At 66.6% G+C, this 25971-nt stretch carries 27 protein-coding genes; 12 read left to right on the plus strand and 15 right to left on the minus strand.

All coding sequences use genetic code 11. From position 1 onward, the window contains the following. Positions 1-131: 131 nt before the first annotated feature. The 8 genes from GGQ90_RS24940 to GGQ90_RS24975 all read right to left on the minus strand — a co-directional run bounded on the left by GGQ90_RS24940 (position 132) and on the right by GGQ90_RS24975 (position 7114). Positions 132-443, minus strand: coding sequence for a YdeI/OmpD-associated family protein (locus GGQ90_RS24940; protein WP_188084262.1), 312 nt, complete (start codon positions 441-443; stop codon positions 132-134). 30 nt (positions 444-473) lie between these two features. Continuing rightward, positions 474-1001 carry a DUF2239 family protein gene (locus tag GGQ90_RS24945; RefSeq protein WP_188084263.1) on the minus strand — a complete coding sequence of 176 codons (528 nt, stop codon included), beginning with the start codon at positions 999-1001 and terminating at the stop codon, positions 474-476. A 67-nt stretch (positions 1002-1068) separates the two neighbouring features. Beyond that, entirely contained in the window at positions 1069-1845 is a 777-nt protein-coding gene (gene xth, locus GGQ90_RS24950; RefSeq protein WP_188084264.1) for an exodeoxyribonuclease III, read from the minus strand. 71 nt (positions 1846-1916) lie between these two features. Then, positions 1917-2243 (minus strand): iron-sulfur cluster insertion protein ErpA, encoded by a 327-nt coding sequence (gene erpA / locus GGQ90_RS24955; protein ID WP_188084265.1) that lies wholly within the window; start codon positions 2241-2243, stop codon positions 1917-1919. Between the two features lie 79 nt (positions 2244-2322). Further along, positions 2323-3051, minus strand: coding sequence for a M23 family metallopeptidase (locus GGQ90_RS24960; protein ID WP_188084266.1), 729 nt, complete (start codon positions 3049-3051; stop codon positions 2323-2325). A gap of 109 nt (positions 3052-3160) precedes the next feature. After that, entirely contained in the window at positions 3161-3970 is an 810-nt protein-coding gene (locus GGQ90_RS24965; protein WP_188084267.1) for a ferritin-like domain-containing protein, read from the minus strand. Beyond that, complete coding sequence (bcp, locus tag GGQ90_RS24970; protein WP_188084268.1) at positions 3967-4428, minus strand: thioredoxin-dependent thiol peroxidase; 462 nt, start codon at positions 4426-4428, stop codon at positions 3967-3969. Before bcp ends, GGQ90_RS24965 begins: the two co-directional genes overlap by 4 nt. Beyond that, a complete protein-coding gene (locus tag GGQ90_RS24975; RefSeq protein WP_188084269.1) occupies positions 4421-7114 on the minus strand; it encodes a bifunctional [glutamine synthetase] adenylyltransferase/[glutamine synthetase]-adenylyl-L-tyrosine phosphorylase in 2694 nt (897 codons plus the stop codon). The genes bcp and GGQ90_RS24975 overlap by 8 nt, the downstream gene beginning before the upstream one ends. On the opposite strand from GGQ90_RS24975, the gene GGQ90_RS29490 reads away from it, so the two are divergent. Together GGQ90_RS29490 and GGQ90_RS24985 are read left to right on the plus strand one after the other, a co-directional pair. Then, positions 7066-7392 carry a hypothetical protein gene (locus GGQ90_RS29490; protein WP_246428435.1) on the plus strand — a complete coding sequence of 109 codons (327 nt, stop codon included), beginning with the start codon at positions 7066-7068 and terminating at the stop codon, positions 7390-7392. The two genes, GGQ90_RS24975 and GGQ90_RS29490, sit on opposite strands and share 49 nt — an antisense overlap. 85 nt (positions 7393-7477) lie before the next feature. Continuing rightward, positions 7478-7792 carry a hypothetical protein gene (locus tag GGQ90_RS24985; RefSeq protein ID WP_246428436.1) on the plus strand — a complete coding sequence of 105 codons (315 nt, stop codon included), beginning with the start codon at positions 7478-7480 and terminating at the stop codon, positions 7790-7792. 6 nt (positions 7793-7798) lie between these two features. Here GGQ90_RS24985 and ypfJ read toward each other — a convergent pair whose 3' ends face one another. Further along, positions 7799-8689, minus strand: a complete 891-nt coding sequence (ypfJ, locus tag GGQ90_RS24990; RefSeq protein WP_188084270.1) for a KPN_02809 family neutral zinc metallopeptidase — start codon at positions 8687-8689, stop codon at positions 7799-7801. A gap of 152 nt (positions 8690-8841) precedes the next feature. Between ypfJ and GGQ90_RS24995 the strand changes: the two genes are divergently transcribed. The 4 genes from GGQ90_RS24995 (at position 8842) to GGQ90_RS25010 (ending at position 12683) form a co-directional block, all read left to right on the plus strand. Further along, complete coding sequence (locus GGQ90_RS24995; RefSeq protein WP_188084271.1) at positions 8842-10020, plus strand: DUF3734 domain-containing protein; 1179 nt, start codon at positions 8842-8844, stop codon at positions 10018-10020. Continuing rightward, positions 10017-10808, plus strand: coding sequence for a 3-hydroxybutyrate dehydrogenase (locus tag GGQ90_RS25000; RefSeq protein ID WP_188084272.1), 792 nt, complete (start codon positions 10017-10019; stop codon positions 10806-10808). Before GGQ90_RS24995 ends, GGQ90_RS25000 begins: the two co-directional genes overlap by 4 nt. Before the next feature lie 94 nt (positions 10809-10902). After that, entirely contained in the window at positions 10903-11769 is an 867-nt protein-coding gene (locus tag GGQ90_RS25005) for an SDR family NAD(P)-dependent oxidoreductase (RefSeq protein WP_188084273.1), read from the plus strand. Then, positions 11766-12683, plus strand: a complete 918-nt coding sequence (locus tag GGQ90_RS25010) for an LLM class F420-dependent oxidoreductase (RefSeq protein ID WP_188084274.1) — start codon at positions 11766-11768, stop codon at positions 12681-12683. The genes GGQ90_RS25005 and GGQ90_RS25010 overlap by 4 nt, the downstream gene beginning before the upstream one ends. Before the next feature lie 143 nt (positions 12684-12826). On the opposite strand, the gene GGQ90_RS25015 is transcribed toward GGQ90_RS25010, so the two are convergent. Continuing rightward, a complete protein-coding gene (locus GGQ90_RS25015) occupies positions 12827-14272 on the minus strand; it encodes a sensor histidine kinase (RefSeq protein WP_188084275.1) in 1446 nt (481 codons plus the stop codon). After that, entirely contained in the window at positions 14262-14915 is a 654-nt protein-coding gene (locus GGQ90_RS25020) for a response regulator (protein ID WP_004208051.1), read from the minus strand. The genes GGQ90_RS25015 and GGQ90_RS25020 overlap by 11 nt, the downstream gene beginning before the upstream one ends. A gap of 106 nt (positions 14916-15021) precedes the next feature. On the opposite strand from GGQ90_RS25020, the gene GGQ90_RS25025 reads away from it, so the two are divergent. Genes GGQ90_RS25025 through GGQ90_RS25040 form a run of 4 tightly spaced genes read left to right on the plus strand, consistent with a single transcriptional unit; the run spans position 15022 to position 19969 of the window. Beyond that, complete coding sequence (locus GGQ90_RS25025) at positions 15022-16095, plus strand: ABC transporter substrate-binding protein (RefSeq protein WP_188084276.1); 1074 nt, start codon at positions 15022-15024, stop codon at positions 16093-16095. A gap of 2 nt (positions 16096-16097) precedes the next feature. Beyond that, a complete protein-coding gene (locus GGQ90_RS25030) occupies positions 16098-17585 on the plus strand; it encodes an OprO/OprP family phosphate-selective porin (RefSeq protein WP_188084277.1) in 1488 nt (495 codons plus the stop codon). 34 nt (positions 17586-17619) lie between these two features. After that, a complete protein-coding gene (locus tag GGQ90_RS25035) occupies positions 17620-18921 on the plus strand; it encodes a CitMHS family transporter (RefSeq protein WP_188084278.1) in 1302 nt (433 codons plus the stop codon). Further along, positions 18914-19969 (plus strand): AbrB family transcriptional regulator, encoded by a 1056-nt coding sequence (locus GGQ90_RS25040; protein WP_188084279.1) that lies wholly within the window; start codon positions 18914-18916, stop codon positions 19967-19969. Before GGQ90_RS25035 ends, GGQ90_RS25040 begins: the two co-directional genes overlap by 8 nt. A 157-nt stretch (positions 19970-20126) precedes the next feature. Here GGQ90_RS25040 and GGQ90_RS25045 read toward each other — a convergent pair whose 3' ends face one another. Both GGQ90_RS25045 and GGQ90_RS25050 read right to left on the minus strand, forming a co-directional pair. After that, a complete protein-coding gene (locus tag GGQ90_RS25045) occupies positions 20127-20780 on the minus strand; it encodes a TerC family protein (RefSeq protein ID WP_188084280.1) in 654 nt (217 codons plus the stop codon). A gap of 117 nt (positions 20781-20897) precedes the next feature. Beyond that, positions 20898-21548 carry a DedA family protein gene (locus GGQ90_RS25050; RefSeq protein WP_188084281.1) on the minus strand — a complete coding sequence of 217 codons (651 nt, stop codon included), beginning with the start codon at positions 21546-21548 and terminating at the stop codon, positions 20898-20900. 201 nt (positions 21549-21749) lie between these two features. Here GGQ90_RS25050 and GGQ90_RS25055 point away from each other — a divergent pair, with 201 nt between their 5' ends. Then, entirely contained in the window at positions 21750-22796 is a 1047-nt protein-coding gene (locus GGQ90_RS25055; RefSeq protein ID WP_188084282.1) for an NADP(H)-dependent aldo-keto reductase, read from the plus strand. A gap of 18 nt (positions 22797-22814) precedes the next feature. On the opposite strand, the gene GGQ90_RS25060 is transcribed toward GGQ90_RS25055, so the two are convergent. Together GGQ90_RS25060 and GGQ90_RS25065 are read right to left on the minus strand one after the other, a co-directional pair. After that, positions 22815-24155: a sensor histidine kinase gene (locus GGQ90_RS25060; protein WP_188084283.1), complete on the minus strand. Its 1341-nt coding sequence runs from the start codon at positions 24153-24155 to the stop codon at positions 22815-22817. Beyond that, complete coding sequence (locus GGQ90_RS25065) at positions 24145-25554, minus strand: sigma-54-dependent transcriptional regulator (protein ID WP_188084284.1); 1410 nt, start codon at positions 25552-25554, stop codon at positions 24145-24147. The genes GGQ90_RS25060 and GGQ90_RS25065 overlap by 11 nt, the downstream gene beginning before the upstream one ends. Positions 25555-25737: 183 nt before the next feature. On the opposite strand from GGQ90_RS25065, the gene GGQ90_RS25070 reads away from it, so the two are divergent. After that, on the plus strand, positions 25738-25938 hold the full coding sequence (locus GGQ90_RS25070) for a hypothetical protein (protein WP_188084285.1): 201 nt from the start codon (positions 25738-25740) through the stop codon (positions 25936-25938). The last annotated feature ends 33 nt before the right edge of the window (positions 25939-25971 follow it).

Genomic DNA, 25971 nt, shown 5'->3' on the forward strand with positions numbered 1-25971 from the left:
CACAAGCCCACCCCGCTGCGACTAACGCGCTGCGCGCCTAAGTCTCGCTGCCCCTCCCGTTTACGGGAGGGGAATGGCAGGAAGCCACCCATCCCGGCCCGTCGACGAGCGTTGAATCTGTCCACGCCGGCCTAGCCCCGCTTCCCCTTCCCCTCGATCAGCACCGCCTGTTGCCAGCGGCTCGGCGCCTTGTCAGTGCGGTGGATGCAGCCGGCCCAGCAGCAGGGCCGCTTCTTGCCCTCCTGCAATTCCTCGACAGTGCGTGCAATGCGCCGCGCGCGGGTCGCGGTCTGCTTGGCATCCTCGACCCAGCAGATGAACTCGTTGCGGCCAAGCGGCGTCAGCCCCTGCCACAGCGCGAAGATGCCGGCATCGGCCCGGATCGCCGCCTGCATGTCATCGGCCGCCTCATGCACCGTGCCCTGGAGAAAATCGTCCGTCATCCAGCCTCTCCGATCCTTGCGACGCAGAAGCTAAGCGGAAAAGGCCGGCTCCGCCAGCGCCAGCCCATGCGTCCGGATCGCGCCCGGCCAGCCTTCCGCCGCCGCCTCGAACGCCGCCCTGTCCCCGGCATAAAGCGCACGGATCGCCGCTTCATAGCCGGGCCGGTCGCCCGCCATCGCGGTCAGGAAATGATAGGCCGCGTCCATCGCCGCGCGGGGCGATACCTTGTCCGCGCTCACCTTCACCGCTTCCTCGACCAACTGCCGCAGCGTGGCGGAAGCGCCGCGCGGCTGCGCCGCCAGCCAGTCCCAATGACGCGGCAGCAGGGTGATCTCGCGCGCCTGCACCCCCATCTTGGGTCGCCCACGCCCCCGTGGCCCGGCGCGCGCCGCCGCATCGGCCTGCCAGTCGATATCCACCTGCCGCCCGGTGCGATCGTCGAACAACAGGATATTCTGGGCGTCATCCCCCATGGCGCGCAGCGCCGCGCGCACCTCATCCTCATCGCCGGTCGCGATCCAATAGTCGCCCGAAAAGGCCGTCAATGTGCGGTCCATGCCGAATCTCCTTCGGCACGGCATTTATTACCCGGATATAATAGAGTCAATAATATCCGGATTAAATTCAGACATCACGCAACTCGACCCAGGTCGGCGCATGATCGCTCGCCTTTTCCCGGCCACGAAATGCCTTGTCGACCTGGGCATCGACCAGCCGGTCCGCCGCCGCCGGGCTCAGCAGCAGATGGTCGATGCGGAAGCCCGCGTCGCGCGGCCAGGCGCCGGCCTGATAGTCCCAATAGGTCCACACGCCGCCGGCGGGATGGCGGGTCAGGATCGAATCGGTCCAGCCATCGCCCAGCAGCCGGCGATAGGCCTCCCGGCTTTCGGGCTGCATCAGCGCATCGTCCGCCATCGCCTTGGGCGAATAGATATCCACGTCGCGCGGGATGACATTATAGTCGCCGGCCAGGATCGCGGGCACTTCCTCCGCCCAGATTTCCGCCGCCCGTTCGCGCAGCCGCTTCATCCAGCGCAGCTTGTAATCGAACTTCGGCCCCGGCTGCGGATTGCCGTTGGGCAGGTAGATGCTGGCGACCCGCACCCCCTTCACATCGGCTTCCAGATAGCGGCTCTGCTCGTCCTCCGGCTCGCCCTCCAGGCCCCGGCGCACCTCCACCGGCTGGTCGCCGCGCGCCAGGATGGCGACGCCGTTGAAGCCCTTCTGCCCGTGCCAGATCACGCCATAGCCGGCATCCTCGATATCCTTGACCGGGAAGGTCTCGTCGGACGTCTTGATCTCCTGCAGGCAGGCAATGTCGGGCCGGGTCTCGTCCAGCCATTCCAGCAGGCGCGGCAGCCGCGCCTTGATGCCGTTGATATTGAAGGTGGCGATACGCATGATGGACCTGTCTCTTTCGCTGTCCACTTCCCTTTAGAGAAGTGGGCTGCGTCTACAAGCCAATGCGCCGATCAGACCGAGAAGCTGGTGCCACAGCCGCAACCGGCGGTCGCGTTGGGATTGGTCACCTTGAACGCCGCGCCGCCCAGGTCCGACACAAAGTCCACGGCAGAACCGCGCACCAGGTCCAGGCTGACATCGTCCACCACCAGCGTCACGCCATCGCGCTCCACCGCCATATCCTCGGCCTCCACCTGCTCGGCCAGGCCAAAGCGATATTGGAAGCCCGAACAGCCGCCGCCTTCGACGGCCAGCCGCAATATGGCGGGCTTGCCCTGCTTGGCGGCGATCGCCGCGACACGGGCGGCGGCGGAAGGGGTGAGATCGATATCGGCCATGATGCCTAGATAGGGTCAAGCAAAAGCCCCGGCAACCCATGGGTGCCGGGGCTTTGGAAACTTGCGTGCGAAAGGCCGATCAGTCGGCGGCCTTTTCCTCCGCCTTGGTCGGACCGCCCATGGCGATCGGCGGCTTGGTGTTCATCGCGATCAGATAGTCGGGACCGGCGACGAAGGGGAGCGGGTTGATCGCCGCGCCATCGACGCGGACTTCATAATGGAGGTGGCTGCCGGTCGAACGGCCGGTGGATCCCATCAGGCCGATCACCTGGCCACGATGGACATAGCTGTTGGGCGCAACCAACAGCTTCGACATATGGCCGTAGCGGGTTTCCATGCCATTGCCATGCGAGATCTGGACCAGGTTGCCATAGCCGCTGGCCCAGCCGGCGCGACTGATGATGCCGTCGGCGGTGGCGTGGATCGGGGTGCCGATCGGGCCGGGAATATCGATGCCCTTGTGCATGCGGGCGCTGCGGTTGAACGGGTCGGAACGCACGCCGAAGTTCGAGGTCAGCGACAGCTTTTCGACCGGGCGGCCCGAGGGAATATAGGCTGCGGTCTTGGCGTTGCCGTCCATGCGCTGCAGGCTGGAAAAGATGTTGGAGAAGCCGACATCGGCCGGGCCGAGCGCGCTGGTGTTGATTTCGGAAGAATCGCCATAAGGATCATCTTCATCCTTGGCGTTGGCCGGGGCTGCGGCGCACATCACGCCAACCATGCCGACCATCCCGAAAATCTTGGCCGTCTTGCTGGCCGATTGGAACCAACGCGCACCCAGCGCATTCACAGTACGAAGAATCAACATGCCGACCCCGACTTATGCCCGCGAAGGCTTTTGCCTCTCGTGGGTTCCCCATGTTCAATAAAATGGCGACCTAGATCGCCCCCGCTGGATGCAGACTGCAAATCGCCGCTCAGCTTGCAAGCGCGTCGTAGAAATCGCGCGTCAAACCGGCCTGTCGACGCGCCGAGTCGTTGAACGGTGGCTTAACGCTCCCCCGAAAATGGCGTTTCACAAGGATTTGGTAATGTTTGACGGGGTCTAGCCCCAATCGGTTCGTCGCCTGGCTGAACCATGTCGTCCCGGCCGACACATGGCGAATCTCATCCGTCATAATCCGCTGCAACATCTTTGCGGATATATGGTCGCCCACCCCCTCGAACCGCGCGATCGTGGACGGCGTGATATCCAGCGCACGGGCCTCCAGCACCATCGGCACCACCGCCAGCCGGGCGAGCGCATCGCCCGCCGTCTCGCTCGCCGCCTGCCACAGCCCGTCATGCGCGGGCAGCGCGCCATAATGGCTGCCCAATTGCCGCAACCGCCGGTCGAGCAGCGCGAAATGCATGGCCTCGTCCGCGCCGACCCGCATCCATTCGTCGGTGAAGCCCGCCGGAAATTCGCCGCCAAAGCGCCCGACCAGGTCGAACGCCAGGTCGATCGCGACAAACTCGATATGCGCCAGCGCATGCAGCATCGCGATCCGCCCGCGATCCGTGCCCATCTTGCTGCGCTTGGGCATTTGCCCCGGCGGCAGCAGTTCGGGCGCATCGGGCCGCGCCGGCCGGTCGGGCATCGCTATGTCGAACCGATGCGCCAGCCGCCCCAGCCGCCAGGCCCGCGCCACCGCCCGCGCCGCCATCAGCTTGCTGGTCGGGTCAGCAATGGTCAGTACATGGGCGCACCCCGCGCCCACGGAATCGAGAACAGGTGGCAGGGTCAAAGCGCCTTCGCTGCCTCCAGCACCTCAGCGGCATGGCCCTTGACCTTCACCTTGGGCCAGACCCGCACGATCCTGCCGTCGCCGTCCGCCAGGAAAGTCGCCCGCGCGATCCCCATATATTGGCGGCCATAAAGCGACTTCTCGACCCAGGTGCCAAACGCCTCGCAGGCCGTGCCCGGCTCGTCCGAAGCCAGCGTCACCGCCAGCCCATATTTGTCGCCGAACTTCTGCAACTTGGCCGGCTTGTCCTTCGACACACCAACCACCGCCACGCCCAGCGCCGCGAATTCACTCGCCAGTTCGGTGAAATCCTTCGCCTCGCTGGTGCAGCCGGGCGTATCCGCCTTGGGATAGAAATAGACCACCACCGGCTTGCCGCGATAGCGCGCCAGGCTGAAGTCCGCGCCGTCCGCATCCTTCAGCGCCACGTCGGGCAGCATCGCTCCCTGTTCAAGCATCTTGATCCTCCTGATAGGGCGCGGCCAGCGCGCGCCATGCGTCGCCGACGCTTTGCCGGGCCTTGGCATAGCTTTCAAGCAGCGCGTCCCAATCGGCCGCGCCACAGGCGCGTGCGACCAGCGGCCGGGTCGCCTCCGGCGGCTCGGTCGATTTGGGCGACACCAGCCGCGACACGATCAAAAAGCGGGTGATCAGTTCCTGCGCCGGAATCAGCTCGGCGGGAAGATGGCCGGCCGCCACCAGTTCGGCCAGCGCCTTGCCCAGATCCGGGTCGAACCCCATGCGATAATGGAACTGGCTGATGTGGATCAGGAACTCGATGTCGACCAGCCCGCCGGGCACCAGCTTGACGTCCAGCTCGCTTGCCGGCGGCTTGTGCCGCGCAATGTCGCCCCGCATCTTCACCGCCTGCCGCGCCAGTTCGTTAAAATCGCGCGGCCGTTGCAGCGTCTCGGTCAGGATCGCCTCCAGCGCCGCCCGCGCCTGCGGCGATCCGAACACCGGCCGCGCCCGCGTCAGCGCCAGATGCTCCCAGGTCCAGGCTTCTTCGCGCTGATATCTGGCAAAACTGTCCAGGCTGACCGCCAGCAGCCCTTGCGCACCCGATGGCCGCAGCCGCGTATCCACCTCATAAAGCGGCCCCGCCGCCGTCGACACCGACAGCGCATTGGTGATGCGCTGGCCCAGGCGGTTGAAATATTGGGTCGCGCCCAGCGGCCGCGCGCCATCCGATTCCGCCAGGAAATCGCCGGTAAACAGATAGACCAGGTCCAGGTCCGACGCATGGGTCAGCACCCCGCCGCCCATCCGCCCCAGCGCCAGGATCACCATCTCGCCGCCCGGCACCCTGCCATGCACACTCTCGAACTCGGCGACGGTGGCGCCCGCCAGCGCCTCGATCGCCGCTTCCGCCACCCGGCCATAGCCGCGCCCGGCCTCCAGCGGATCGCCCCCCCGCACGATCTGCACGCCCAGCGCGAAGCGGCGATCATTCACCCGCTGCCGCACCCGGTCGAGCAGCGCCTGATAATCCTCGCCCGCCTCCAGCGCGGCAAATTGCTGCGCCAGGACATCTACTGGCGGCACGGGGTCGAAGGCCGACGCATCGATCAGCCCTTCGAGCAGCTCGACCCGGCGGCTCAGCCCATCAGCGAGCGCCGGCGCATGGCTCAATATCTCGGCCAGCAATTCGACCAGCCCCGGCCGCGCGCCCAGCAGCTTGAAGAAGTTGATCGCACTCGGCAGCCGGCCGATCATGTCGTCCAGCCGGTTGAGCGCCCGTCCCGGATCGGGCGCGGTGGCGAGCGCTGGCATCAGCACCGGCAACAGCCGCTCCAGCGCCTCGCGCGACGCCCCGCTGCGCAGCGAGCGGATCGTGCCGTCGCGCCAGTGAGCGACCCGGGCCGCCGCCCAGTCGGCATCGGCAAAGCCCATTTCCTTGAGCTGCACCTTCAGCTTATCCTCGTCATGCGACAGGCTGCCATCGTCGGGCGCGGCGGTCAGCCGGTCATAATTGGCCCCCACCCACTCGACATGAGGCCGCAGCAGGTCGAGCAGCGCCGCCGCGTCCGTCAGGCCATGCAAGCGCGCAACATTGTCCAGCGAGTCCGGGTTCTTGGGCAGTTCATGGGTCTGGCGATCCTCGACCATCTGCAAGCGATGCTCGATCGTGCGGAACAGGACATAGGCTTCGTCGAGCCGCACGGCCACTTCCGCCTCGATCACGCCGGCCGCCGCCAGTGCCCGCAGCGCCGTGCGCGTATGGCCCGACCGCAATGACGGGTCGCGCCCGCCATGGATCAACTGGTGGACCTGGGCGAAAAATTCCACCTCGCGAATGCCGCCGCGCCCGCGCTTCAGGTCATAGCCCGGCCCGAACGCCTGCCCCTGCGCATAATGGTCGCGGATGCGCCGGCTGATGTCGGTGATCGCATCGATCGCGCCAAAGTCCAGGCTGCGCCGCCAGACGAACGGCCGGATCTGCCGCAGGAAATACTCGCCCAGCGCCCTGTCGCCCGCCGCGGGCCGGGCGCGGATGAAGGCGGCCTGCTCCCAGCCCATCGCGGTCGATTCATAATAGCCGATCGCCGCTTCCACCGGCAGCGCGATCGGCGTGGCTTCCGGCGAAGGCCGCAGCCGCAGATCGACGCGAAAGACATAGCCGTCGCCATCGCGCGCATTCAGGATTTCGCTGACGCGCCGCCCGATCCGCACCGCGGCGTCCGCCACATCCTCGCGCTCGCCATGTGGCAGGGTCTGGGGATCATAGAGCAGGATCGGGTCGATATCGGACGAGTAATTCAGTTCGCGGCTGCCATGCTTGCCCAGCGCCAGCACGACGAAGCCCTGCGGCTCCGCATCGGGATAGCGTTCGGCAAAGGTCGCAGCCAGCGCCTCCGCCAGCGCCTGATCGGCAAAGTCGGACAGGGTGCGCGTCACGCGGTCCATATCCCAGGCACCACCAAGGTCCGCCGCCGCCGTCACCAGCGCGATCGCCCCACGGCGCCGCCGCAGCGACCTGGCGACGCCATCCTCCGGCACGCCCTGCGCCTGCGCCGCCGCCATCGCCGCGTCGAAATCGCCCGTCGCCAGTAGCGCGACGACGGCCGGATAGCGGTCCATTTGCCGCGCCAGAAATGGCGAATGCGCGCGTATCCGCGCTTCCAGGTCGATCCAGTCCGTCACGCTTCCGTCTCCTTGTTGACGGCGATATCGCGCCCGAATGCGACGAAATCCAGAAACTTTTGGCGCAGATGGCCGTTCTGTCTCTCATGGAAATGCAGCGCAAACCTCTTGGCCGATCGGCATCAGGACGGGACGGCGGCGGCGCCCGCGTCGTCAATGTCGGCCTGCCCCTGCCTTATGAAGGCGTAGGCAAGGCGCTGCGGACCAGTTTTTCGGCGCCGCACGATACTCTGCCGGACGATATGCTGGCACTGCTGGCGAAACTTGATCAGCATTAACCGATAAAGCGCAGGCATTTTTTCATGTTTTGCCGCTAAGGCCCGAATCTCTTTCCATTTTCTAGTCGGGAATGCGGGTCACTCGATGATGTACAAGGTCTTTGCCGGCGGCACGCTGGTGGTCGCACCGATGATCGTCCTGGCGCTCCAGAATTTCGCGCCGCATCACCAGCCGGTTGCCCAGCCGGTAGCGGCACCGGCTGCGATCGACATAGCCCCAGCAGCAGCGGCCGTTACACCACCGCCCGTCGCCCCCAGCGCACCGCAGAGCTTCGTCGCACCGCCCGCTGGAGAACCGGTGGCCGACGCCGGCCAGCCCAGCATGGGCCTCGCCCACACATCCTCGGCGCACCCCGCCGTCTCGCCCGAACAGAGCGAGCCGGCACCCGATTCTCTCTAACCGGCGTTACAGCGCCCCCTTGAACGTATCGCACTGGGCCGGATCACCGCTGTCCAGCCCCTTGCGCAGCCAGCTCATCCGCTGTTCGCTGGTGCCATGGGTGAAACTTTCGGGCACCGGACGACGCCCGGCCGACTTCTGCAGCGTATCGTCGCCGATCGACTGCGCCGCCTTCATCCCCTCTTCCAGATCGCCCGCTTCCATCAGGCCGGTACGCTTGGCCCAGACCCCGGCATAGCAGTCCGCCTGCAACTCCACCTTCACCTGCAACGCATTGCCCTGCCCCTCGCTGACGCGGCGCTGCTGCTGGTTCACCTGGCCCAGCGTGCCTTCCAGATCCTGGACATGATGGCCGACCTCATGCGCGATCACATAGGCCTGGGCGAAATCGCCCGGTGCGCCAAAGCGGTCGCGCAATTCGGTGAAGAAATCTGTGTCGAGATAGACCTTCTGGTCGTTCGGGCAGTAGAACGGCCCCATCGCGCTCTGCGCCGCGCCACAGCCCGACGTGCCGCTCTGCGCATAGAAGGACAGGATCGTCGGCTGATAGGTCTGGCCGGCTTCCTTGAAGATCTGGCCCCAGACCCGCTCGGTCGATCCCAGCACCTTCAACGACCAATGCTGGATCTCGGTCAGCTTGCTGGCGTCCTGGCTACCCGCTGGCGCGCTTTGCGGCGCCTGCTGCTGCACGCCGCCACCGCCGCCCAACAGGCTCAGCGGATTGACGCCCATCACCGCCAGAATAATCAGCACCACGACGATGCCGCCACAGCCGAAACGACTGCCGATCAGCGGCAGCAGCAATCCCAGACCGCCCATCCCGCCGCCGCCGAAACCGCCGCCGCGTCCGTCCTGCACCTCGAAATTGCTGCTTTCCTGTTCGTCGTCGAGCCGCACCCTGGCCTCCCTCGCTTAGCCTTCCCGTGCCTACTGCATTACCGGTCGGCTGCAAACCATCCGCTGGCGATGCACGTTCCATCGACAGGAAGGACTTTGTTACGAGACATTAAGTTGGAATGACGCATCCAAAGACTATATTGCACTGCGACATGGCCGATACCGAACCCCGTCCGCGCCGCCGCGCCACCACCCCCCTCCCCCTCCCCCGCGAAGTCGCGCTACTGTTGCAAGGGGGCGGCGCGCTCGGCTCCTTCCAGGCCGGCGTCTATCAGCGACTGGACGAACTGGGCGTCGACGTCAGTTGGGTCGCGGGCATCTCGATCGGCGCGGTCAATGCCGCGATCATCGCCGGCAACCCGCCGCACCGGCGTCTCAGCCGGCTCAAGAAATTCTGGCTCACCGTTTCGGGCGGCATGCCCAACATGATCCTGCCCGAAATCGATCATATCCGCGAAGCCGCCCATCTGATGGCCGCCGGCACGGTCGCGACGCTCGGCGTACCGGGCATGTTCCGCCCGCGCCTGTGGCCCGCGACGCTGATGCCCGAAGGGTCGGCCGGCGCGATCAGCTTCTATGACAGCGCGCCGCTCAAGGACACGCTCGACGCCTGCGTCGACTGGGATCTGCTCAATGACGGACCGGTCCGCCTGTCGGTCGGCGCGGTGGACGTGGAAAGCGGCAATTTCGCCTATTGGGACACGCGCGGTCCAGGCGGCAACACCCGCATCGACGCGCGCCACATCATGGCCTCGGGCGCGCTGCCACCGGGCCTGCCCCCGGTCGAGATCGATGGGCGCTGGTATTGGGATGGCGGCATCGTCTCCAACACCCCGCTCGCCCATGTCCTCAACCACCAGACCGACGACATGCTGGTGTTCCAGGTCGATCTCTTCCCCGCCGAAGGGCCGATGCCCCGGCAGATGACCGATGTCTATTCGCGCATGAAGGATATCCAGTATAGCAGCCGCACCCGCCAGGTGACCGACCAGTATCTGCGGCTGCGCCGCGAGCATGGCGCGATCCAGGCGCTGCTCGACAAATTGCCGCCTGAATTGCAGGACGGCGCGGAAGCACGGAAGCTGCGCGACATGCTCGACGGCGGATCGGTCAATATCGTCCACCTCATCTACCGCTCACGCGCCTGGGAAAGTGGCGCCAAGGATTTCGAATTTTCCCGCGCGACGATGCTCGATCATTGGGCGCAGGGCCGGGATTCGGTGGAAGATGTGATGCACAAGGGCGATCTCATCGCCCGCAACATTCTCGACGGCAAAAGCGCGACCTTCGATCTCGATGCGCCGGATCATCTCAAGGAGAAAATGGCATGAGCAAGTCCCTCGCTGGCAAGACCGCCCTGATCACCGGTTCCACTTCCGGCATCGGCCTTGCCTATGCCAAGGCGCTGGCCGGCGAAGGCGCCAATGTCGTGATCAACGGCTTTGGCGACGCGGACGGAATCGAGACGGAACGGCTCGGCCTTGAAGCGCTCTCGGGCGCCAAAGCGCTCTACAGCGGCCATGACCTGACCAAGGTCGACCAGATCGAGACGATGATGCAGGAAGCGGCCGATGCCTTTGGCGGCGTCGACATCCTCATCAACAATGCCGGCATGCAGCATGTCGCCCCGGTCGAGGAATTCCCGCTCGACAAATGGGATCTCATCATCGCGCTCAACCTCAACGCCGCCTTCCACACCACGCGCCTTGCCATTCCTTACATGAAGGAAAAGAAGTGGGGCCGGATCATCCAGACCGCCTCGGCCCACTCGCTGGTCGCCTCGCCCTTCAAGAGCGCCTATGTGACCGCCAAGCATGGTCTTAACGGCTTCACCAAGACGGTCGCGCTGGAAGTCGCCACCTTCGGCATCACCGCCAACTGCATCTCGCCCGGCTATGTCTGGACCCCGCTGGTCGAAAACCAGATTCCCGACACGATGAAGGCGCGGAACATGACCCGCGAGCAGGTGATGAACGACGTGCTGCTCGCCGGCCAGCCGACCAAGCAGTTCGTCACCGCCGAACAGGTCGCCGCCACTGCCCTTTACCTGTGCAGCGACGCCGCCGCCCAGATCACCGGCGCCAATCTCTCGATCGACGGCGGCTGGACCGCCCAATAAGCGTCATCGCCCGGTCGATATGACCGGGCACGCGATTGACTCGCCTTCCCCCTTGGCCGCGAACTGACGGTCAAAAGGGGAAGAGGATCGCGCCATGGCGCCAGACCAGTGCCACATCACCGATCAGGTCGCCATCGTCACCGGCGGCGGCGCGGGCATCGGCCGCGCCATCGCGCTCGCGCTGGCAGACGCCGGCGCCGACATCGTCATTGCCGACATCATCCCCGAACGTGGCGCGGAAGTGGCCGCTCGGATCGCGGAACGCGGCCGCGCCTGCCTCCCCATCCCGACCGACATGGCCCAGCCCGATCAGGTCGCGGCAATGGTGGACGCCGCCCAGGCCCGCTTCGGCCGCATCGACATCCTCGTCAACAATGTCGGCGGCGTCAGCCGGAAGGCCTTTCTCGACCAGAGCCAGAATAGCTGGCGCCGCCATATCGACCTCAACCTCGTCTCGATGCTCGCCGCCACCTCGGCTGCCGTGCCGCACATCGTCGCGGGCGGGCGCGGCGGCGCCATCATCAACGTCTCCAGCATCGAAGGATCGCGCGCCGCGCCGGGCTATGCCGTCTATGCCGCCTGCAAGGCGGGGATGAACAATTTCACCCGGACCATGGCGCTGGAACTGGCCGATCACGGCATCCGCGTGAACGCGATCGCGCCCGATTTCACGACGACGCCGGGCACGCGCGGCAATCCCCCCGGCCCGGTGAACGAAGCGACATGGCTCCCCGTGCCGCCCGCCATGGCCAATGCCACCGCCCGCCGCATCCCGCTGCAACGGCCCGGCATCGACAGCGAATGCGGCCAGGCCGCCCTTTTCCTTGCCTCGCCGATGAGCAGCTACATCACCGGGACCATATTGCCGGTCGACGGCGGCAGCTGGGCCTCGTCCGGCTGGGTCCGCAACGCCGCCGGCCAATGGGTGCTGGTCGAACCGCATGGAGTGTCCGACGCATGAAGATCAACGTTCCCCTGCCCTTCGACCATGCCGACCTGCCGGACGAATTCGGCACGATGGCGGCAGTCGCGGAAATCGGCCGCACGGTGGAGCAGGCCGGCTTCCACGCCGGTCTCGTCACCGACCATCCGGTGCCCACCGGCCGCTGGCTCGACACGGGCGGGCATCATGCCCAGTCGCCCTTCGTCATGCTCGCCCTGCTGGCCGCCCACACCACGACGCTGCGGCTTCAGACCGGCATCCTCGTCCTGCCCTATCGCAATCCCTTCATCGTCGCGCGCGACATCACCACGCTCGACGCCTTTGCCGGCGGCCGTGTGACGCTCAGCGTGGGCGCGGGCTATCTCAAGGGCGAATATCGCGCGCTTGGCGTCGATTTCGACCAGCGCAACGAACTGATGGACGAATATCTGCGCGCGCTGCGGGCCGCCACCAGCGGCGATGAGTTCATGTTCGAGGGCAGCGGCTATCAGGCGTTCGGCAACCGCATCATCCCAGGATCGCCGCAAAAGCCCGGCCTGCCCCTCTATGTCGGCGGCAATGCCAAGCGCGCGATCCGCCGCGTGGTCGATCTCGCCGACGGCTGGAACCCGTTCTTCACCGCCGGCGGCGGCGTCAACAGCGCCACCACCCGCACCGCCGCGATGGAGAATGAGGCCGATCTTCAGGCCGGCATCGCCTATATGCGCGACTATGCGGCGCAGATCGGCCGCACCGCTTTGCCCGACGTGATCCTGGGTGGCGTCAACAAGCCGGGCGAGGATCTCTCCAACCAGCAAATCGTCGACCGCATCGCAACCTATGCGGAACTGGGCGTCACCGCCTGCGGCGTCACGGTCAAGGGCAAGACCCGTTCGCAATGGTGCGACAACGCCGCCCGCATCGGCGAAGAGGTCATCGCCAAGCTGGGCTGATCGGGCACTTCGCGCCAAAAGGCAGAAAAGGCCCAAACCTGTTCCCGCCCCGCTGGCGCGCGCCGTCACAGTCGGCCCGCTTCTGAGCGGAAAAGCCGCCCGGAACCAAGCGACCGGTTCCCGTCATTGCCGGGTTTTGACGGCTAACGACCAGAAACAGTCATTTCTGCCACAAAACCTACCCCGCCATCCTCCCCCCGTCGCGGAAAGCGCACGCGGATATGCGTGCCCGCGCCGCCCTCGACAATCTCCACCTGCGCGCCCATGCGCGACGCCGCAGACTGGACGATGGCCAGGCCCAGCCCCGTGCCGTCCGGCGCGCTGGCGCCGCCAACGCGGAAGAAGCGTTCGAACACCTTGTCGCGATGCTCCACCGCAATGCCGGGGCCATCGTCGCTGACCGTCATCAGGGTCGCGTCCTCGCCCTGCGCCAGCGCGATCGTCACCGTGCCGCCGGGCCGATTGTAGCGAATGCCATTGTCGACCAGATTGGCCAATATCTCGAACACCAGCGTGCGATGCGCCTCGACGCGATAGCTTTCCGCCGCCGACGCCTCCAGATTGAGTTCGACCTGCGCCTGGATCGCCTGGTTGATCAGCCGGTTGACCACCACGGCGCTGACCTCCTTCAGGTCCACCGTCTCCAGCGGCGGCGATGCCCCTGCCTCCTCGGCGCGCGCCAGTGCCAGCAACTGCGTCACCAGTCGCTCCAGTCGCTGCGCCGCATCGGCAATCTCGTCGAACGCCTCGCTCGACCCGCGGCGGGCCAGTTCGATCTGCACCTTAAGCACCGAAATCGGCGTGCGCATCTGATGCGAGGCATCGGCGGTGAAGCGGCGCACGCCTCCTGTGGCCTGATCCAGCTGACGCAGCAACCGGTTGAACGCCCGCGCCAATGGCCGCAATTCGCTCGGCAGCGGCCCCGCTTCGAGTGCCGAGAAATCCGGTCGCGCGCCGCCATCGCGCGCCTCGACCGCGCGGCGCAGGCGCAGCAATGGCCGCAGGCTCCAGCCCAGCGCCGGGCGCAGCAACAGGATCGCCACCCCCACCAGCGTCAGTTCGCCGATCAGCAGCGCGATCATCAGCCGGTGCATCAGCGCCCGGCGATTATCCAGCGTCTCGGCCACCTGCACGATCACCGGGTCGGCGATCCGCGGCAGGCTGCGCTTCACCTCGCCGATGCGGATGTCCTGCCCGCGATAACGGGCGAAGCGGAACCGCGGCTGGTCGACCGGCATGGTCCGGGGGTCGGGCGCGGGCAGATCGGCATAGCCGGTCAGCAGCGTGCCGCCCACCGCGATCCGGTAATAGACATTGTCCCGCTCGCTATTCTCCAGCATGCCAAAGGCGGCCGGCGGCAGGTCCAGCGTCACCTCGCCCCGTTCCACCTGCACGGTTTCCGCGATCGCGCCCAGCGCGCCGCCCAGCACCCGGTCGTTGGTCCGCCGGACCACATCGGAAATCAGCGTCGCGCCGCCCACGCCGATGATCGCCGCCGCGCCCAGCATCGGCCCCAGCATCGCCGCCAGCAGGCGGGTGCGCAGGGCAATGGCCCGCCCCTCGCCTGATGGCCGTCCCTCATTGGGCATCGAGCATATAGCCCACGCCGCGCACCGTGCGGATGCCCGGCCCGTCGGGCGCCAGCTTGCCGCGCAGCCGGGTCACATGCACCTCGATCGCGTTGCTGCCGACCGGCTCGTCAAAGCCGAACACCTCGCCGATCAGCAATTCACGCGGCACCACCTGCCCGGCCCTGGTCGCCAGCGACTCGAGCACCGCCAGTTCGCGCCGGCGCAGGTCCAGCGCCCGTCCGGCGACATCGGCGGCACCGGTCGATCGATTGATGGTCAGCGGCCCGACAGTGATTTCCGGCGTCGGATCGCCGCCCCGGCGCCGGCCCAGTGCCCGCACCCGCGCCTCCAGTTCCTGCGGCTCGAACGGCTTGCGCAGATAGTCGTCGGCGCCCAGGTCCAGCCCCCGCACCCGGTCGTCCAGCGCATCGCGCGCGGTCAGCATCAGCACCGGCACTTTCTCGCCGCGCCGGCGCAATTCCGCCAATACGGTGAAGCCGTCGATATCGGGCAGGCCCACGTCCAGTATCACCAGCGCATAGGGTTCGCCGCCGACCACCGCCAGCGCATCCTCGCCGGTGGCGACATGGTCCACCGCATGGCCGCCCGCCCGCAGCAGCGCTGCAATGCTGCGCGCCAGCGCGGCGTCATCCTCGATCATCAAAATCCGAATAGGGCACCCGATGCTGAAAGGTTGATGACAGCTTGGCTTCGTAACTGACCCTCCTAATCCGACAGAAGAACGGAACATGTGAGGAGCAGGGTCGATGCGAAGGGTTATTCAGATAGTGGCGGCGCTGGCAAGCCTGTCCGTCACCAGCGCGACAGCGGTGGCGCAAAGGCCGACCGGCTACCCGCGCTCCTATGACGATCTGATCGCCGACGCCCGTGCCGAACGGCAGGTCATCGTCTATGCCAATGCCGACACGTCGGAAATGGCCCCGGTCATCCTGGCGTTCCAGCGTCGCTATCCCGGCGTCACCGTCAGCTATTCCGACCTCGGATCGAACGAGATGTTCCGCCGCTTCTCGACCGAAGCGCGCGGCGGCCGGATGTCCGCCGACCTGGTCTGGTCGTCGGCGATGGACCAGCAGGTCAAGCTCATCAATGACGGCTTTGCCCAGGCCTATGCCAGCCCCGAAAAGCCCGCCCTGCCCGCCAATGCGGTGTGGAAGAATATGGGCTTTGGCGTCACCGCAGAGCCGATCGCCTATGCCTATAACAAGAAGGCGATGCCCCATCCGCCGCGCAGCCATGCCGCCCTGGAAGCGATGCTGCGCAAGGATCGCAAGGCGCTGACCGGCAAGGTCGCGACCTTCGACCCGGTCCGGTCGAACACCGGCTATCTTTATCTGACCCAGGATTATGCCATCACCCGCGACACCGGCGCGCTGGTCGAGGCAATGGCCGCGACCCGGCCGCAACTGCACATCACCACCGAACCGATGCTGCGCGGCGTGGCCGAGGGCAAATTCTCGATCGCCTATAATGTGATCGGCTCCTACGCGCAGGAACGCGCCCGCCGCGACCCGCGCATCGGCGTCGTCTTTCCCGAAGATTATACCATCGTGATGTCGCGCATCGCCTTCATCGCGCGCGAGGCGCGGCACCCCGCCGCGGCCAAGCTGTTCCTCGACTTCCTCCTCTCGCGCGAAGGGCAATCGCTGCTCGCGCAACACAGCCTCTGGCCGGTGCGGACCGATATCAACGGCCGCCGCCTGCCCGCTGCCCAGGCCCGATCGATCCGCGTCGGCCCGCAGCTTCTCGTCAATCTCGACCGCCTCACGCGCCAGCGCTTCCTGCGCGAATGGCAGGCGGCCCTTGCTTCCGGAGCCCGATAAGCATGTCCCATCTGATGTTGCGCGGCGGCTGCGCCGCGCTGGCGCTGATCGTCGCCACCCCTGTCCTCGCCCAGACGCCCAGCGCCGATGAACTGGCCGCATTGGTGAAGGCCCAGGCGGCGGAGATCGCCACGCTCAAGGCCCGGCTCGACAAGCTGGAAGGTCAGCAGGCTGTCGCCGCCAGCACGCCGTCCGTACCGCAGCAGCCCGCACCGCAAATGGCACAGCAGGGCGCGATCCAGCCGCTGGTCATCACCCCCTTCGCGCCGCAGATCGTGCCGCCCGGCCCCGCAGACATCGACGTGGCACAGGCCCGCGCCGTGGCCGCCAATCCGTCCGGCGTCACCACCGAATGGGGCGCTGGCCTGCCCGTCTTCCGCTCGGCCGACGGCGTCTTCACCTACAAACCGCGCGGCCGCATCCTGGTGGATGTCAGTTCGACCATGGGGTCCAGATATAGCGGCCGCAACACCACGACGACCGGCATGCGCGCGCTACGCCTGGGCCTGGAAGGCGGCGTCGGGCCGCACTTCTTCTACCAGTTCGAAAGCGACTTTTCCGAAAATGAGGTCGACATCGTCACCGCCTTCCTGGGCTATCGCAACAGGATCAGCAGCAAGGTGGATTATGACGTCCGCGCCGGCCACCTGTTCAACGACCGCGCGTTCGAAGGCAGCACCGGTTCCGACTCCACCCCCTTCCTGGAACGCAGCACCGTATCGACCGCGATCATTCCGCAGCGCGGCTTCTATGGCATCGGCATCATGGGCCGCATGTTCGGCCCGAACTGGCACGCATCGGTCAGCGTGACGGGCGACCGGATCGACGGCGAACAGGCGACCAACGACAGCCGTACCGCCGCCTTCCGCGCGCACTGGAACCCGATCAAGACCGACCGATCGCTTCTGCATGTCGGCGCCTGGGGTTTTGACGAGGCTCTCTCTGCCGCCGCGACCACCCTCACGCGCAGCACCGTCATCGGCGGTCGCTTCAACGGCGCGGTGCGCGTGTCGACCGGCGAGCTGGTCGGCGGCCGCTCCACCACCGGCTATGGCGCGGAACTGGGCGGCTATGTCGGCAGTCTCTGGGTCATGGGCGAAGCAGGGCGCCGGATCGCCCGCCTCGACGGCGGCCGCCCGAATTTCGAAAGCAAGGCCTGGAGCCTGTCGAGCGGCTTTTTCCTGACCGGCGAACTGCCGCCTTACAATCCGCGTCTCGGCAGCTTCGGCCAACCCAATGTCCTTAGCCCCACTTTCGACGGCGGCCTCGGCGCGATCGAACTGACCGCCCGCTACGAAAATCTCGATTATACCGACCTGGTGCTGGGCGGCGACGGCTGGGCCGCGACGCTGGGCGTCAACTGGTATCTCAACAGCTTCACCCGGATCCAGCTGAACGGCATCCAGTGGCACACCAACAACCGCGCCGGAACCTACACGGGCAGCGATGACGGCCAGACCGTCAGCGCCCGCGTCGGCGTGACCTTCTGATCCTCTCCCCTCCAGCCCCTTCAAGGACGCAGCGATGAACCTTGCCCTGCTCGGCTTCCTGATGGTCGCCACCTTCATGACGCTGATCATGACCAAGCGGATGACGCCGCTGGTTGCGCTGATCGTCATCCCCTCGCTGTTCGGCGTGATCGCCGGTCAGGCCGCCGGCCTTGGCGACATGATGATCGACGGTATCAAGAATCTGGCGCCGACCGGCGTCATGCTGCTGTTCGCCATCCTCTTCTTCTCGACCATGACCGATACCGGCCTGTTCGACCCGCTGGTCGGCCGGCTGGTGAAGATCGTCCATGGCGATCCGCTGCTGATCCTGCTGGGAACGGTGGTGCTCTGCTCGGTCGTCAGCCTCGACGGCGACGGGTCGACGACCTACATCATCACCATCGCCGCGCTCCTTCCCCTCTATAAGAGGTTCGACATGAACCGGCTCTATCTCGTCTGCCTGCTGATGGTGACGAGCGGGATCATGAACCTGACCCCGTGGGGCGGGCCGACCGCCCGCGCCGCCAGCGCGCTGAAGCTGGACCCGGCCACCCTGTTCCTTCCGCTCATCCCCGGCATGATCGGCGGCCTCGCCTTCCTGCTCGGCCTCGCCTTCTGGTTCGGCATCAAGGAACGCCGCCGTCTGGGTCGGGTGCATGCCCACCAGTCGCTCGCCCCGTCGGACCTGGGCGTGTCGCAATATCCCGAGGCGCGCCGGCCGCATCTGCGCTGGTTCAACGGCCTGCTGGTGGTGGCGCTGCTCATACTGCTGGTCTGGGGCGTTTTGCCGCTCTCCGTGCTGATGATGATCGCCTTCGCCATCGCCATGATCGTCAACTATCCCGGCGTCGCCCAGCAGAAGGAACGGATCGCCGCCCATGCCGGCAATGTGCTCTCGGTCGTGTCGCTCATCTTCGCCGCCGGCATCTTCACCGGCATCCTCGGCGGCACCGGCATGGTCGAAGCGATGAGCAAGGAAGTCGTCGGTATCATCCCGCCTGCGCTCGGCCCCTATATGGCGCCGATTACCGCCCTCCTCTCCATGCCCTTCACCTTCTTCATCTCCAACGATGCCTTCTATTTCGGCATGCTGCCGATCCTCGCCGAAGCCGGCGCCCATTATGGCGTCGAACCGATGGCGATCGCCCGTGCCTCGCTGATGGGCCAGCCGGTCCATCTGCTCAGCCCGCTCGTCCCCTCCACCTATCTGCTGGTCAGCCTGGCGGGCGTGGACCTGGCCGATCATCAACGCTTCACCCTGCTGCCCGCCGCCGCGGTCGGCATCGTCATGACTTTGGTCGGCATCATCGCGATGGCCTTCCCGTTCGTTGCTTAAAGGAACGGACACGCTCCTCCGCTTCCTGGCGGCGCTTGCCGTCGGGGCAGCCGGCGGCGCGCTTTTCTGGTCGATCCATGCGCCACTGCCCTGGGTGCTCGGATCGATGGCGGCCTGCGCGGTCGCCAGCGTCGCCGGTTTGCCGATTCAGGCGTCCGCCGCCACCCGCCGCCCGATGGCGGCGGTGATCGGCGTGGTGCTGGGCAGCAGCTTTGGCCCACACCTGTTGCCGCAGGCGGGTGAATGGATCATCCCGCTCGCCGCCCTGCCCTTCTTCCTCGCCACCGCCGCGCTGTTGTGCGTCACCTATTTCCGCAAGGTCGCAAAGTTCGATCCGGCCACCGCCTATTTCGCCGGCATGCCCGGCGGCATTGCCGAAATGGTGGTGATGGGGGCGGAGCGCGGCGCCGACGAACGCGCCATCGGCCTGATCCATGGCGCGCGCATCTTTCTCGTCGTCTTCATCCTGCCCTTCCTGATCCAGCTCGACCATGCGCCGGTCGCGGCCAGCGCCATCCCCCCGGTGACCGGCGACGTCGCCAGCTGGTCTCTGCTCTTCTGGGGCCTGGGTTGCGCGGGGCTGGGCCTGCTGGTCGGCCGGCTGCTGCGCCTGCCGGCCTGGCATCTGGTCGGGCCGCTGGCGGTCAGCGCCGCCGTGCATATGAGCGGCCTCGCCGATTTCCGCATTCCCGGCTGGGCGCTGGCCGCGGCACAGGTCGGCCTTGGCGCCACCATGGGCTGCCGCTTCGTTGGCCTGACGTTGAAGGAATTGCTGCGCATATTGGCGCTGGCGGCGGGGTCGACGGCGATCCTGCTGGCCGTCACTTTCGCCTGGGCGGCGGGGATCGGCACGCTTGCCGGGGTCGATCCGGTGCTGCTGACGCTCGCTTATTCGCCCGGCGGTCTCGCCGAAATGAGCATGGTCGCGCTCAGCCTGGCGCTGGAGCCGGGCGTCGTCGTCATCCACCATCTGACCCGCGTCATCCTGGTGCTGATCGGCGCGCCGCTCGGCTTTGCCTCCATGGGGCGGAAGAGCGGGGCCGACTGACCGGCCCCGCTCTTCCTTATGCGCCTCTGGCGCATCCGCACCGGCCCGCACCCCCACCCGACCTCCCATCAGGGTACCATGTCTGGGCGGTCGGGTGGGGGTGCGGGCCGGTGCCGCATCGAAAATGCACTCTTCCGCGCATTTTCCAAACCAGCTCTCAGAACAGGGTGATGAGGCCCGTGGCCGGATCGATCGCCCCTTCATAGATCATCTTGCCGGCGACATAGAGGATCACGACCAGGCCGAAATAGGCGATCGCGCGATAGCGTTCGATCACGCGGGCCAGCAGGTTCGCCGCCACGCCCATCAGCGCCACCGACAGGACAAGGCCGATCACCAGGATGCCGGGATGCTCCCGCGCCGCGCCGGCCACCGCCAGCACATTGTCCAGGCTCATGCTGACGTCGGCAATGGCCACCGCCCAGGCCGCCTGGGCAAAGCCCTTGGGCGCGGCCTTGCCCGCCATATGCTCGGCATCTTCGGGGTCGCCATGCGCGCGCAGTTCGCGCCACATCTTCCAGCCGACCCAGACCAGCAGCAGGCCGCCGGCAAAGACCAGACCGACAAGCTGCATGAGTTGCGTGACCAGCAGGGCAAAGGCGATGCGCAGGACCAGCGCGGCGATCACGCCGATCGCGATCACCTTGCGCCGCGACGCAGGCGGCAGGCCGGCCGCCAGCGCGCCGACGACGATCGCATTGTCCGCCGCCAGCATGATGTCGATCAGCACGACCTGGCCAAAGGCGGCCAGCGCGGATGGAGAGCCGAGATTGGAAAAATCGGCGACTATGTGAGTCCAGATGTCGTTCATAAATCCTCTCGCCGTCCCGCAAGGCAACGACGTGAAGAACATCACCGCCGCAGCGAGCAGCCTATTGGGTGTGAATTGGGCCGCCGCCGATTAGACGATCAGCCTGTCATCAACCTTTCAGCCGCGATGCGCGGACATGGTGCGATGCCGCTGGCGCGGCTTGTTGAAGAAACGGATCGCCAGCCACCCCAGCAGCAGCGGCACCAGGCACAGGGCCAGCGCCATCAGGGCGAAATGCTCCGCCTCGAAATCGAAATGGGTCAGCCGGCCGCCGGCCAGATAGCCGGGCAGCAGCAGCGCCGGCACCCACAGCAGGGCGGACAGGATATTGGCGATCTGGAACGGGCCATGCGGCATCTTCACCACGCCCGCGACCACCGGCACGGTCGAACGGACCGGCCCCAGGAACCGGCCGAGCAGCACCGAGATGAAGCCATAGCGGCGAAAGAAGAGCCGCGCCCGCGCAAAGGCCAGCCGATGCCCGCGCAGCCAGCGATGGCGATAGATGGCCGGCCCGACCGACCGCCCCAGCGTATAGGATATCCAGTCGCCCAGGATCGCGCCGAACACGGCACAGGCGAACACCGGCACCGGATCGACCAGCCCCGCCCCGATCAGCCCGCCGACCGCGATCATGGTGGCGATCGCCGGCACGAACAGCCCGATCACCACCAGCGATTCGAAAAAGGCCAGCACGCCGATGATCGGCCCGCTCCACCAGCCATAGCGGGTAATCATGTCCAGGATGAGATCAGACAGGTCAGACATGCTCGATCAACGCACCAACAGGAAGGAAGTCGCAACCTAGGGCGATCCGATGAGCCTTTGGTTAACCGATGGACGAGTTGTTCCCTGTCTGCGGCTGGACGGATGCTGTCAATGAGAGTTTCTCAACCGATCCCGCCATGGCTTTGCATTTGCCGACAACCGGCTAGAAACCAGCCACTTGCCACGAAAGGGCCATGACATATGGAATATCGCACGCTCGGTCGCACCGACCTCTGGGTCAGCCTGATCTGCCTGGGCACCATGACCTGGGGATCGCAGAACAGCGAAGCCGAAGCGCACGCCCAGCTCGACTATGCGATCGGCCAGGGCGTCAATTTCATCGACACCGCCGAAATGTATCCGGTCACCCCGGTCAGCCGCGAAACCCAGGGCCTGACCGAAGCCTATATCGGCAGCTGGATCGCGGGGCGGAAGAAGCGCGACGACATCATCCTCGCGACCAAGGTGGCCGGCCCAGCCCGCGATCCCTCGCGCGGCATCCGCGCGGCGGACCGGCTGGATCGTCGGAATATCGAACAGGCGATCGACGACAGCCTGCGCCGGCTGCAGACCGACTATATCGATCTCTATCAGGTCCACTGGCCCGACCGGCCGGTCCCCTCCTTCGGCGTGCGCGGCCTGTCCGCCCTGGCCGACCGGCCCGACACCGTGCCGATCGAGGAAACGCTCGATGCCCTTGCCGATCTGGTGAAGGCGGGCAAGATCCGCCATGTCGGCGTGTCGAACGAAACCCCCTGGGGCGTCAGCGAATATCTGCGCCTGGCGCGGGACCAGGGCCTGCCCCGCATCGCCTCGATCCAGAACGCCTATAATCTGCTCAACCGCGTGTTCGAAATCGGCCTGTCCGAATTTGCCCTGCGTGAGGATGTCGGCCTGCTCGCCTATTCGCCGCTCGCCGGCGGCAATCTGACCGGCAAATATCTGGGCGGGGTGATCGCGCCCGGCACCCGCCGCGACGTGGCGCGCCAGTTCGTCCGCTACGACCTGCCCGGCCAGGCGCCGGCCGCCGCCCGCTATGTCGCGATCGCCCATGCCCATGGCCTTGATCCCGCGCAGCTCGCGCTCGCCTATGTCAACAGCCGCCCGTTCGTCACCGCGACGATCATCGGTGCGACATCGCTGGACCAGCTCAGGGCCGACATCGACAGCGTCAACCTGACGCTCAGCGCCGACGCCATCGCCGCGATCGAGGCGGTCCATCGCGACCTGCCCGATCCCTGCCCCTGATCGGGGCCGGCCGCCGCGCTACAACGTCAGCCGGAACAGCGCGCCACCCGATGGCGCGCTGTCGATCTCGATCGTGCCGTCATGCGCCAGCAGAACCTGCCGGCCAAGGCTCAGGCCGATCCCGCTGCCGGTCTTCTTGGTGGTGAAGAAGGGCAGGAAGATGTCGTGGCGTAGCGCCTCGGGCACGCCGGGACCATTGTCCGCCACCTCGATCCGGGTGCGCCCGGCGCTGATCGCGGCGATGCTCAGCGACACTTCCGGCCGGTCGCGATGGCATTCGGCCGCATCCGCCGCATTGCGCAGCAGGTTGATGACCACCTGCGCCAACAGGTCGGGATCGGCATCGATGCGATGGTCGGCCGGGCTGACCCCCACATCCAGATGCACGCTCGCGCGATCGGCATCGGCCGCAAACAGCTTGGCCAGTTCGTCGGCAAAGGGCCGCGCCGCGAACAGCCGGCGGTCGACCTGCGGCGGGCGGGTGATGGTGCGATAGGTTTCGACGAAATGCATCACCCCGTCGGCGCGTCGCGCCAGCGTATCGACCGCCGCGCGCGCGTCGGCAATCAGCGCATCGCCGCCATTATCGGCCTGCGCCATCAGGTCCGACGCGGTGCGTGCAAGCGATGTCACCGGCGTCATCGAATTCATGATCTCGTGCGTCAGCACGCGGATGAGGTCGCTCTGCGCCGCCACCTCGACTGCGTTCAGCGCCTGCTGGATCACCTGCACCGCAATCACCCGCGTCGCCCCGCCCAACCGGGTCAGGCTGGCGCAGCGGATCAGCACGCGCTGCGGCCCGATATCGGTCTCGATCAACAAGGTCTGGCTGCGGCCCGGCTCCAGCGCCGTCAGCGTCGCGGCAAAATGACCGCCATAGGGGGCATAATCGTCCGGCCGCACGCCGGCATGGCGGTTGAACAGCTTGCGCGCCGCCTTGTTGACCGGTTCGATCCGGCCGTCGGGATCGACGGTCAGCAGCGCGGCCGGCGCATCGTCGGCCAGCGCCTCGTAAAAACGGGACGCCTCCTGCAAGCGCACCCGATCGTCGCGCAGCTTGCGGATGCCGCGATCGAGCGCCGCGCCCAGCTGGTCGAATCCGCTGTCCGATCCTGGCCGGGCAAAGCGCGCCTGCAGGTCGCCGAACTCGATCGCCTCGACAAAGCGGGCCAGTTCGAAATTGGCGCGGCGCACATGATGCCATAGCGCCATCGCGCTGACCCCCGCGCCGATCGCGCACAGGATGCGCACGGCGCCCAGGTCCGGCGTCATCAACGCCCAGGCGAGCGCCGCCAGGCACGCCATCGCGATGACAAGCCGCAGCGCCAGGCCGATCGAGAAGCGCCGATCAAAGCCCATGTTTTTCCATGCGGCGATAGAGGGAGGCGCGGGTCAGGCCCAGTTCGGCGGCGGCGCTGGAAATATTATAGCCATGCTTCATCAGCGCGGTCTCGACCAGCCGGCGCTCGACCCGTTCCAGATTCATGTCGTCGGCCGGTGGCGGCGCCTCCACCACGGCCGCCCGGTCGATCCGGGCCGGCTCCGGACTGCCATGGCTGCGCAGCGGGATATCCTCGATGCCAAAGGGCGCTTCCCCGGCCAGGATCACCGCCCGCTCGATCGCATGGCGCAGCGCGCGGACATTGCCCGGCCAGTCATAGGCAATCAGCGCGGCCATCAACTCGGGCGCGATCGGATGCACTGGCCGGGCATATTTGCGGGCATAGAGCGCATGATAATGGGCGACCAGCGCGGGGATATCCTCGCGCCGTTCGCGCAGCGGCGGCAGCAATATCTCGACCGTATTGAGGCGGAACAGCAGATCCTGGCGGAACCGCCCCTCGTCCGCGATCTGCCCGGCGCTCAGGTTGGTGGCGGCGATCACCCTGATGTCCACCGGCACCGGCTTGTTGGCGCCCACCGGCGTCACCTTGCGCTGCTCCAGCGCAGTCAGCAGCTTGGGCTGCAGGTGCAGCGGCAGATTGCCGATCTCGTCCAGGAACAAGGTGCCGCCATCGGCCGCCTGCAACCGCCCGATCCGGTCGGCCCGCGCATCGGTGAAGGCGCCCTTCACATGACCGAACAATTCGGAATCGATCACGCTTTCGGCCACCGCACCCAGATCGACCGGCAGCATGATCCGCTCGGCCCGACGCGATCGGCGATGCAGTTCGCGCGCGACCAGTTCCTTGCCCGTGCCATTCTCGCCCAGGATCAGCACATTGGCGTCGGTCGGCGCGGCTCGGTCGATCAGTTGCTGCACCCGCGCCATCGCCGGCGACGTGCCCAGCAGCGGCGTCTCCCCTGCCGGCGCCGCCGCGATCATCGCCACCTTGTCCTTCTGCGCCACCGCCTTGCGCGACGCGCGCAGCGCTGCGGCCGTGCGCACCGTCGCCAGCAGCCGCTCGTTCGACCAGGGCTTGGTCACGAAATCGGTCGCGCCGCGCTTCATCGCCTCGATCGCGACCTGCACCCCGGCATGGGCGGTAATCATCACGATCACCGCCTGTGGATCGCGCGCCAGGAAACGGCCCAGCCATTCGAACCCTTCCGCCGCATTGGTCGCCCCGCGCGAGAAATTGGCGTCGAGCAGGAACGCTTCGGGGGTCAGGCCGGCGGTCGCGGCAAAGGCGGATTCGGGGTCGCGAAAGGTCAGCACCTCGCCAAAGATCGCGCGCAGCAACAGACGCGCGGCCAGCAATATGTCGTCATCATCATCGATGACGACGCACAGCTCGAATGGCTTCTCCTGTGTCATCCGCCCCTCTGTCATCCGTTCGCTCCCGTACAGCGCCTGTCCGGAACCGTGCAATCAATATCCGTGCCAGACCCGCCACGGCTGCGCGATCCCTCGCAACTTTGCGCAAAAATGCAAATGGCACAGCGCTTGCGAAGCATCGGCCAAAGGGCATGCGCGCCCATGTCCAGATGGAGACTGACAATGTATCCCCGGCCCGGCTCCTCGCTGTCAAAATCGCTGTCCATCCTGCTCGGCATCGCCGCCACCCTGCTGGTGATGGCCGCGCCGCAGGCCGCTTCCCGGCCGTTCGGCTGCGAAGCGCCACGCCAGATGGCGGTCGAGAGCAGCACGGCCCGCTGCCCGATCCGGGCCAGCAGCAATTGCAAGCCCTTCCTCGCCTGATGTTCGCTATCGGACAAGCAATGTTCGAAATCG

The organism is Sphingobium scionense (assembly GCF_014197035.1).
Classification (GTDB): domain Bacteria; phylum Pseudomonadota; class Alphaproteobacteria; order Sphingomonadales; family Sphingomonadaceae; genus Sphingobium; species Sphingobium scionense.

Coding starts and splice junctions, on each gene's coding strand:
- GGQ90_RS25010 (WP_188084274.1), top strand. CDS start 11,766: ATGAAGATCAACGTTCCCCTGCCCTTCGACCATGCCGACCTGCCGGAC.
- GGQ90_RS25000 (WP_188084272.1), top strand. CDS start 10,017: ATGAGCAAGTCCCTCGCTGGCAAGACCGCCCTGATCACCGGTTCCACT.
- xth (WP_188084264.1), bottom strand. CDS start 1,845: ATGCGTATCGCCACCTTCAATATCAACGGCATCAAGGCGCGGCTGCCG.
- GGQ90_RS25045 (WP_188084280.1), bottom strand. CDS start 20,780: ATGAACGACATCTGGACTCACATAGTCGCCGATTTTTCCAATCTCGGC.
- GGQ90_RS25060 (WP_188084283.1), bottom strand. CDS start 24,155: ATGGGCTTTGATCGGCGCTTCTCGATCGGCCTGGCGCTGCGGCTTGTC.
- GGQ90_RS24940 (WP_188084262.1), bottom strand. CDS start 443: ATGACGGACGATTTTCTCCAGGGCACGGTGCATGAGGCGGCCGATGAC.
- GGQ90_RS24995 (WP_188084271.1), top strand. CDS start 8,842: ATGGCCGATACCGAACCCCGTCCGCGCCGCCGCGCCACCACCCCCCTC.
- GGQ90_RS25005 (WP_188084273.1), top strand. CDS start 10,903: ATGGCGCCAGACCAGTGCCACATCACCGATCAGGTCGCCATCGTCACC.
- GGQ90_RS25070 (WP_188084285.1), top strand. CDS start 25,738: ATGTATCCCCGGCCCGGCTCCTCGCTGTCAAAATCGCTGTCCATCCTG.
- GGQ90_RS25030 (WP_188084277.1), top strand. CDS start 16,098: ATGTCCCATCTGATGTTGCGCGGCGGCTGCGCCGCGCTGGCGCTGATC.
- GGQ90_RS25050 (WP_188084281.1), bottom strand. CDS start 21,548: ATGTCTGACCTGTCTGATCTCATCCTGGACATGATTACCCGCTATGGC.
- GGQ90_RS25065 (WP_188084284.1), bottom strand. CDS start 25,554: ATGACACAGGAGAAGCCATTCGAGCTGTGCGTCGTCATCGATGATGAT.
- GGQ90_RS25055 (WP_188084282.1), top strand. CDS start 21,750: ATGGAATATCGCACGCTCGGTCGCACCGACCTCTGGGTCAGCCTGATC.
- GGQ90_RS25015 (WP_188084275.1), bottom strand. CDS start 14,272: ATGCCCAATGAGGGACGGCCATCAGGCGAGGGGCGGGCCATTGCCCTG.
- GGQ90_RS25035 (WP_188084278.1), top strand. CDS start 17,620: ATGAACCTTGCCCTGCTCGGCTTCCTGATGGTCGCCACCTTCATGACG.
- GGQ90_RS25025 (WP_188084276.1), top strand. CDS start 15,022: ATGCGAAGGGTTATTCAGATAGTGGCGGCGCTGGCAAGCCTGTCCGTC.
- erpA (WP_188084265.1), bottom strand. CDS start 2,243: ATGGCCGATATCGATCTCACCCCTTCCGCCGCCGCCCGTGTCGCGGCG.
- GGQ90_RS25020 (WP_004208051.1), bottom strand. CDS start 14,915: ATGATCGAGGATGACGCCGCGCTGGCGCGCAGCATTGCAGCGCTGCTG.
- bcp (WP_188084268.1), bottom strand. CDS start 4,428: ATGCTTGAACAGGGAGCGATGCTGCCCGACGTGGCGCTGAAGGATGCG.
- GGQ90_RS24985 (WP_246428436.1), top strand. CDS start 7,478: ATGATGTACAAGGTCTTTGCCGGCGGCACGCTGGTGGTCGCACCGATG.
- GGQ90_RS24960 (WP_188084266.1), bottom strand. CDS start 3,051: ATGTTGATTCTTCGTACTGTGAATGCGCTGGGTGCGCGTTGGTTCCAA.
- GGQ90_RS29490 (WP_246428435.1), top strand. CDS start 7,066: ATGGCGAATGCGCGCGTATCCGCGCTTCCAGGTCGATCCAGTCCGTCA.
- GGQ90_RS24945 (WP_188084263.1), bottom strand. CDS start 1,001: ATGGACCGCACATTGACGGCCTTTTCGGGCGACTATTGGATCGCGACC.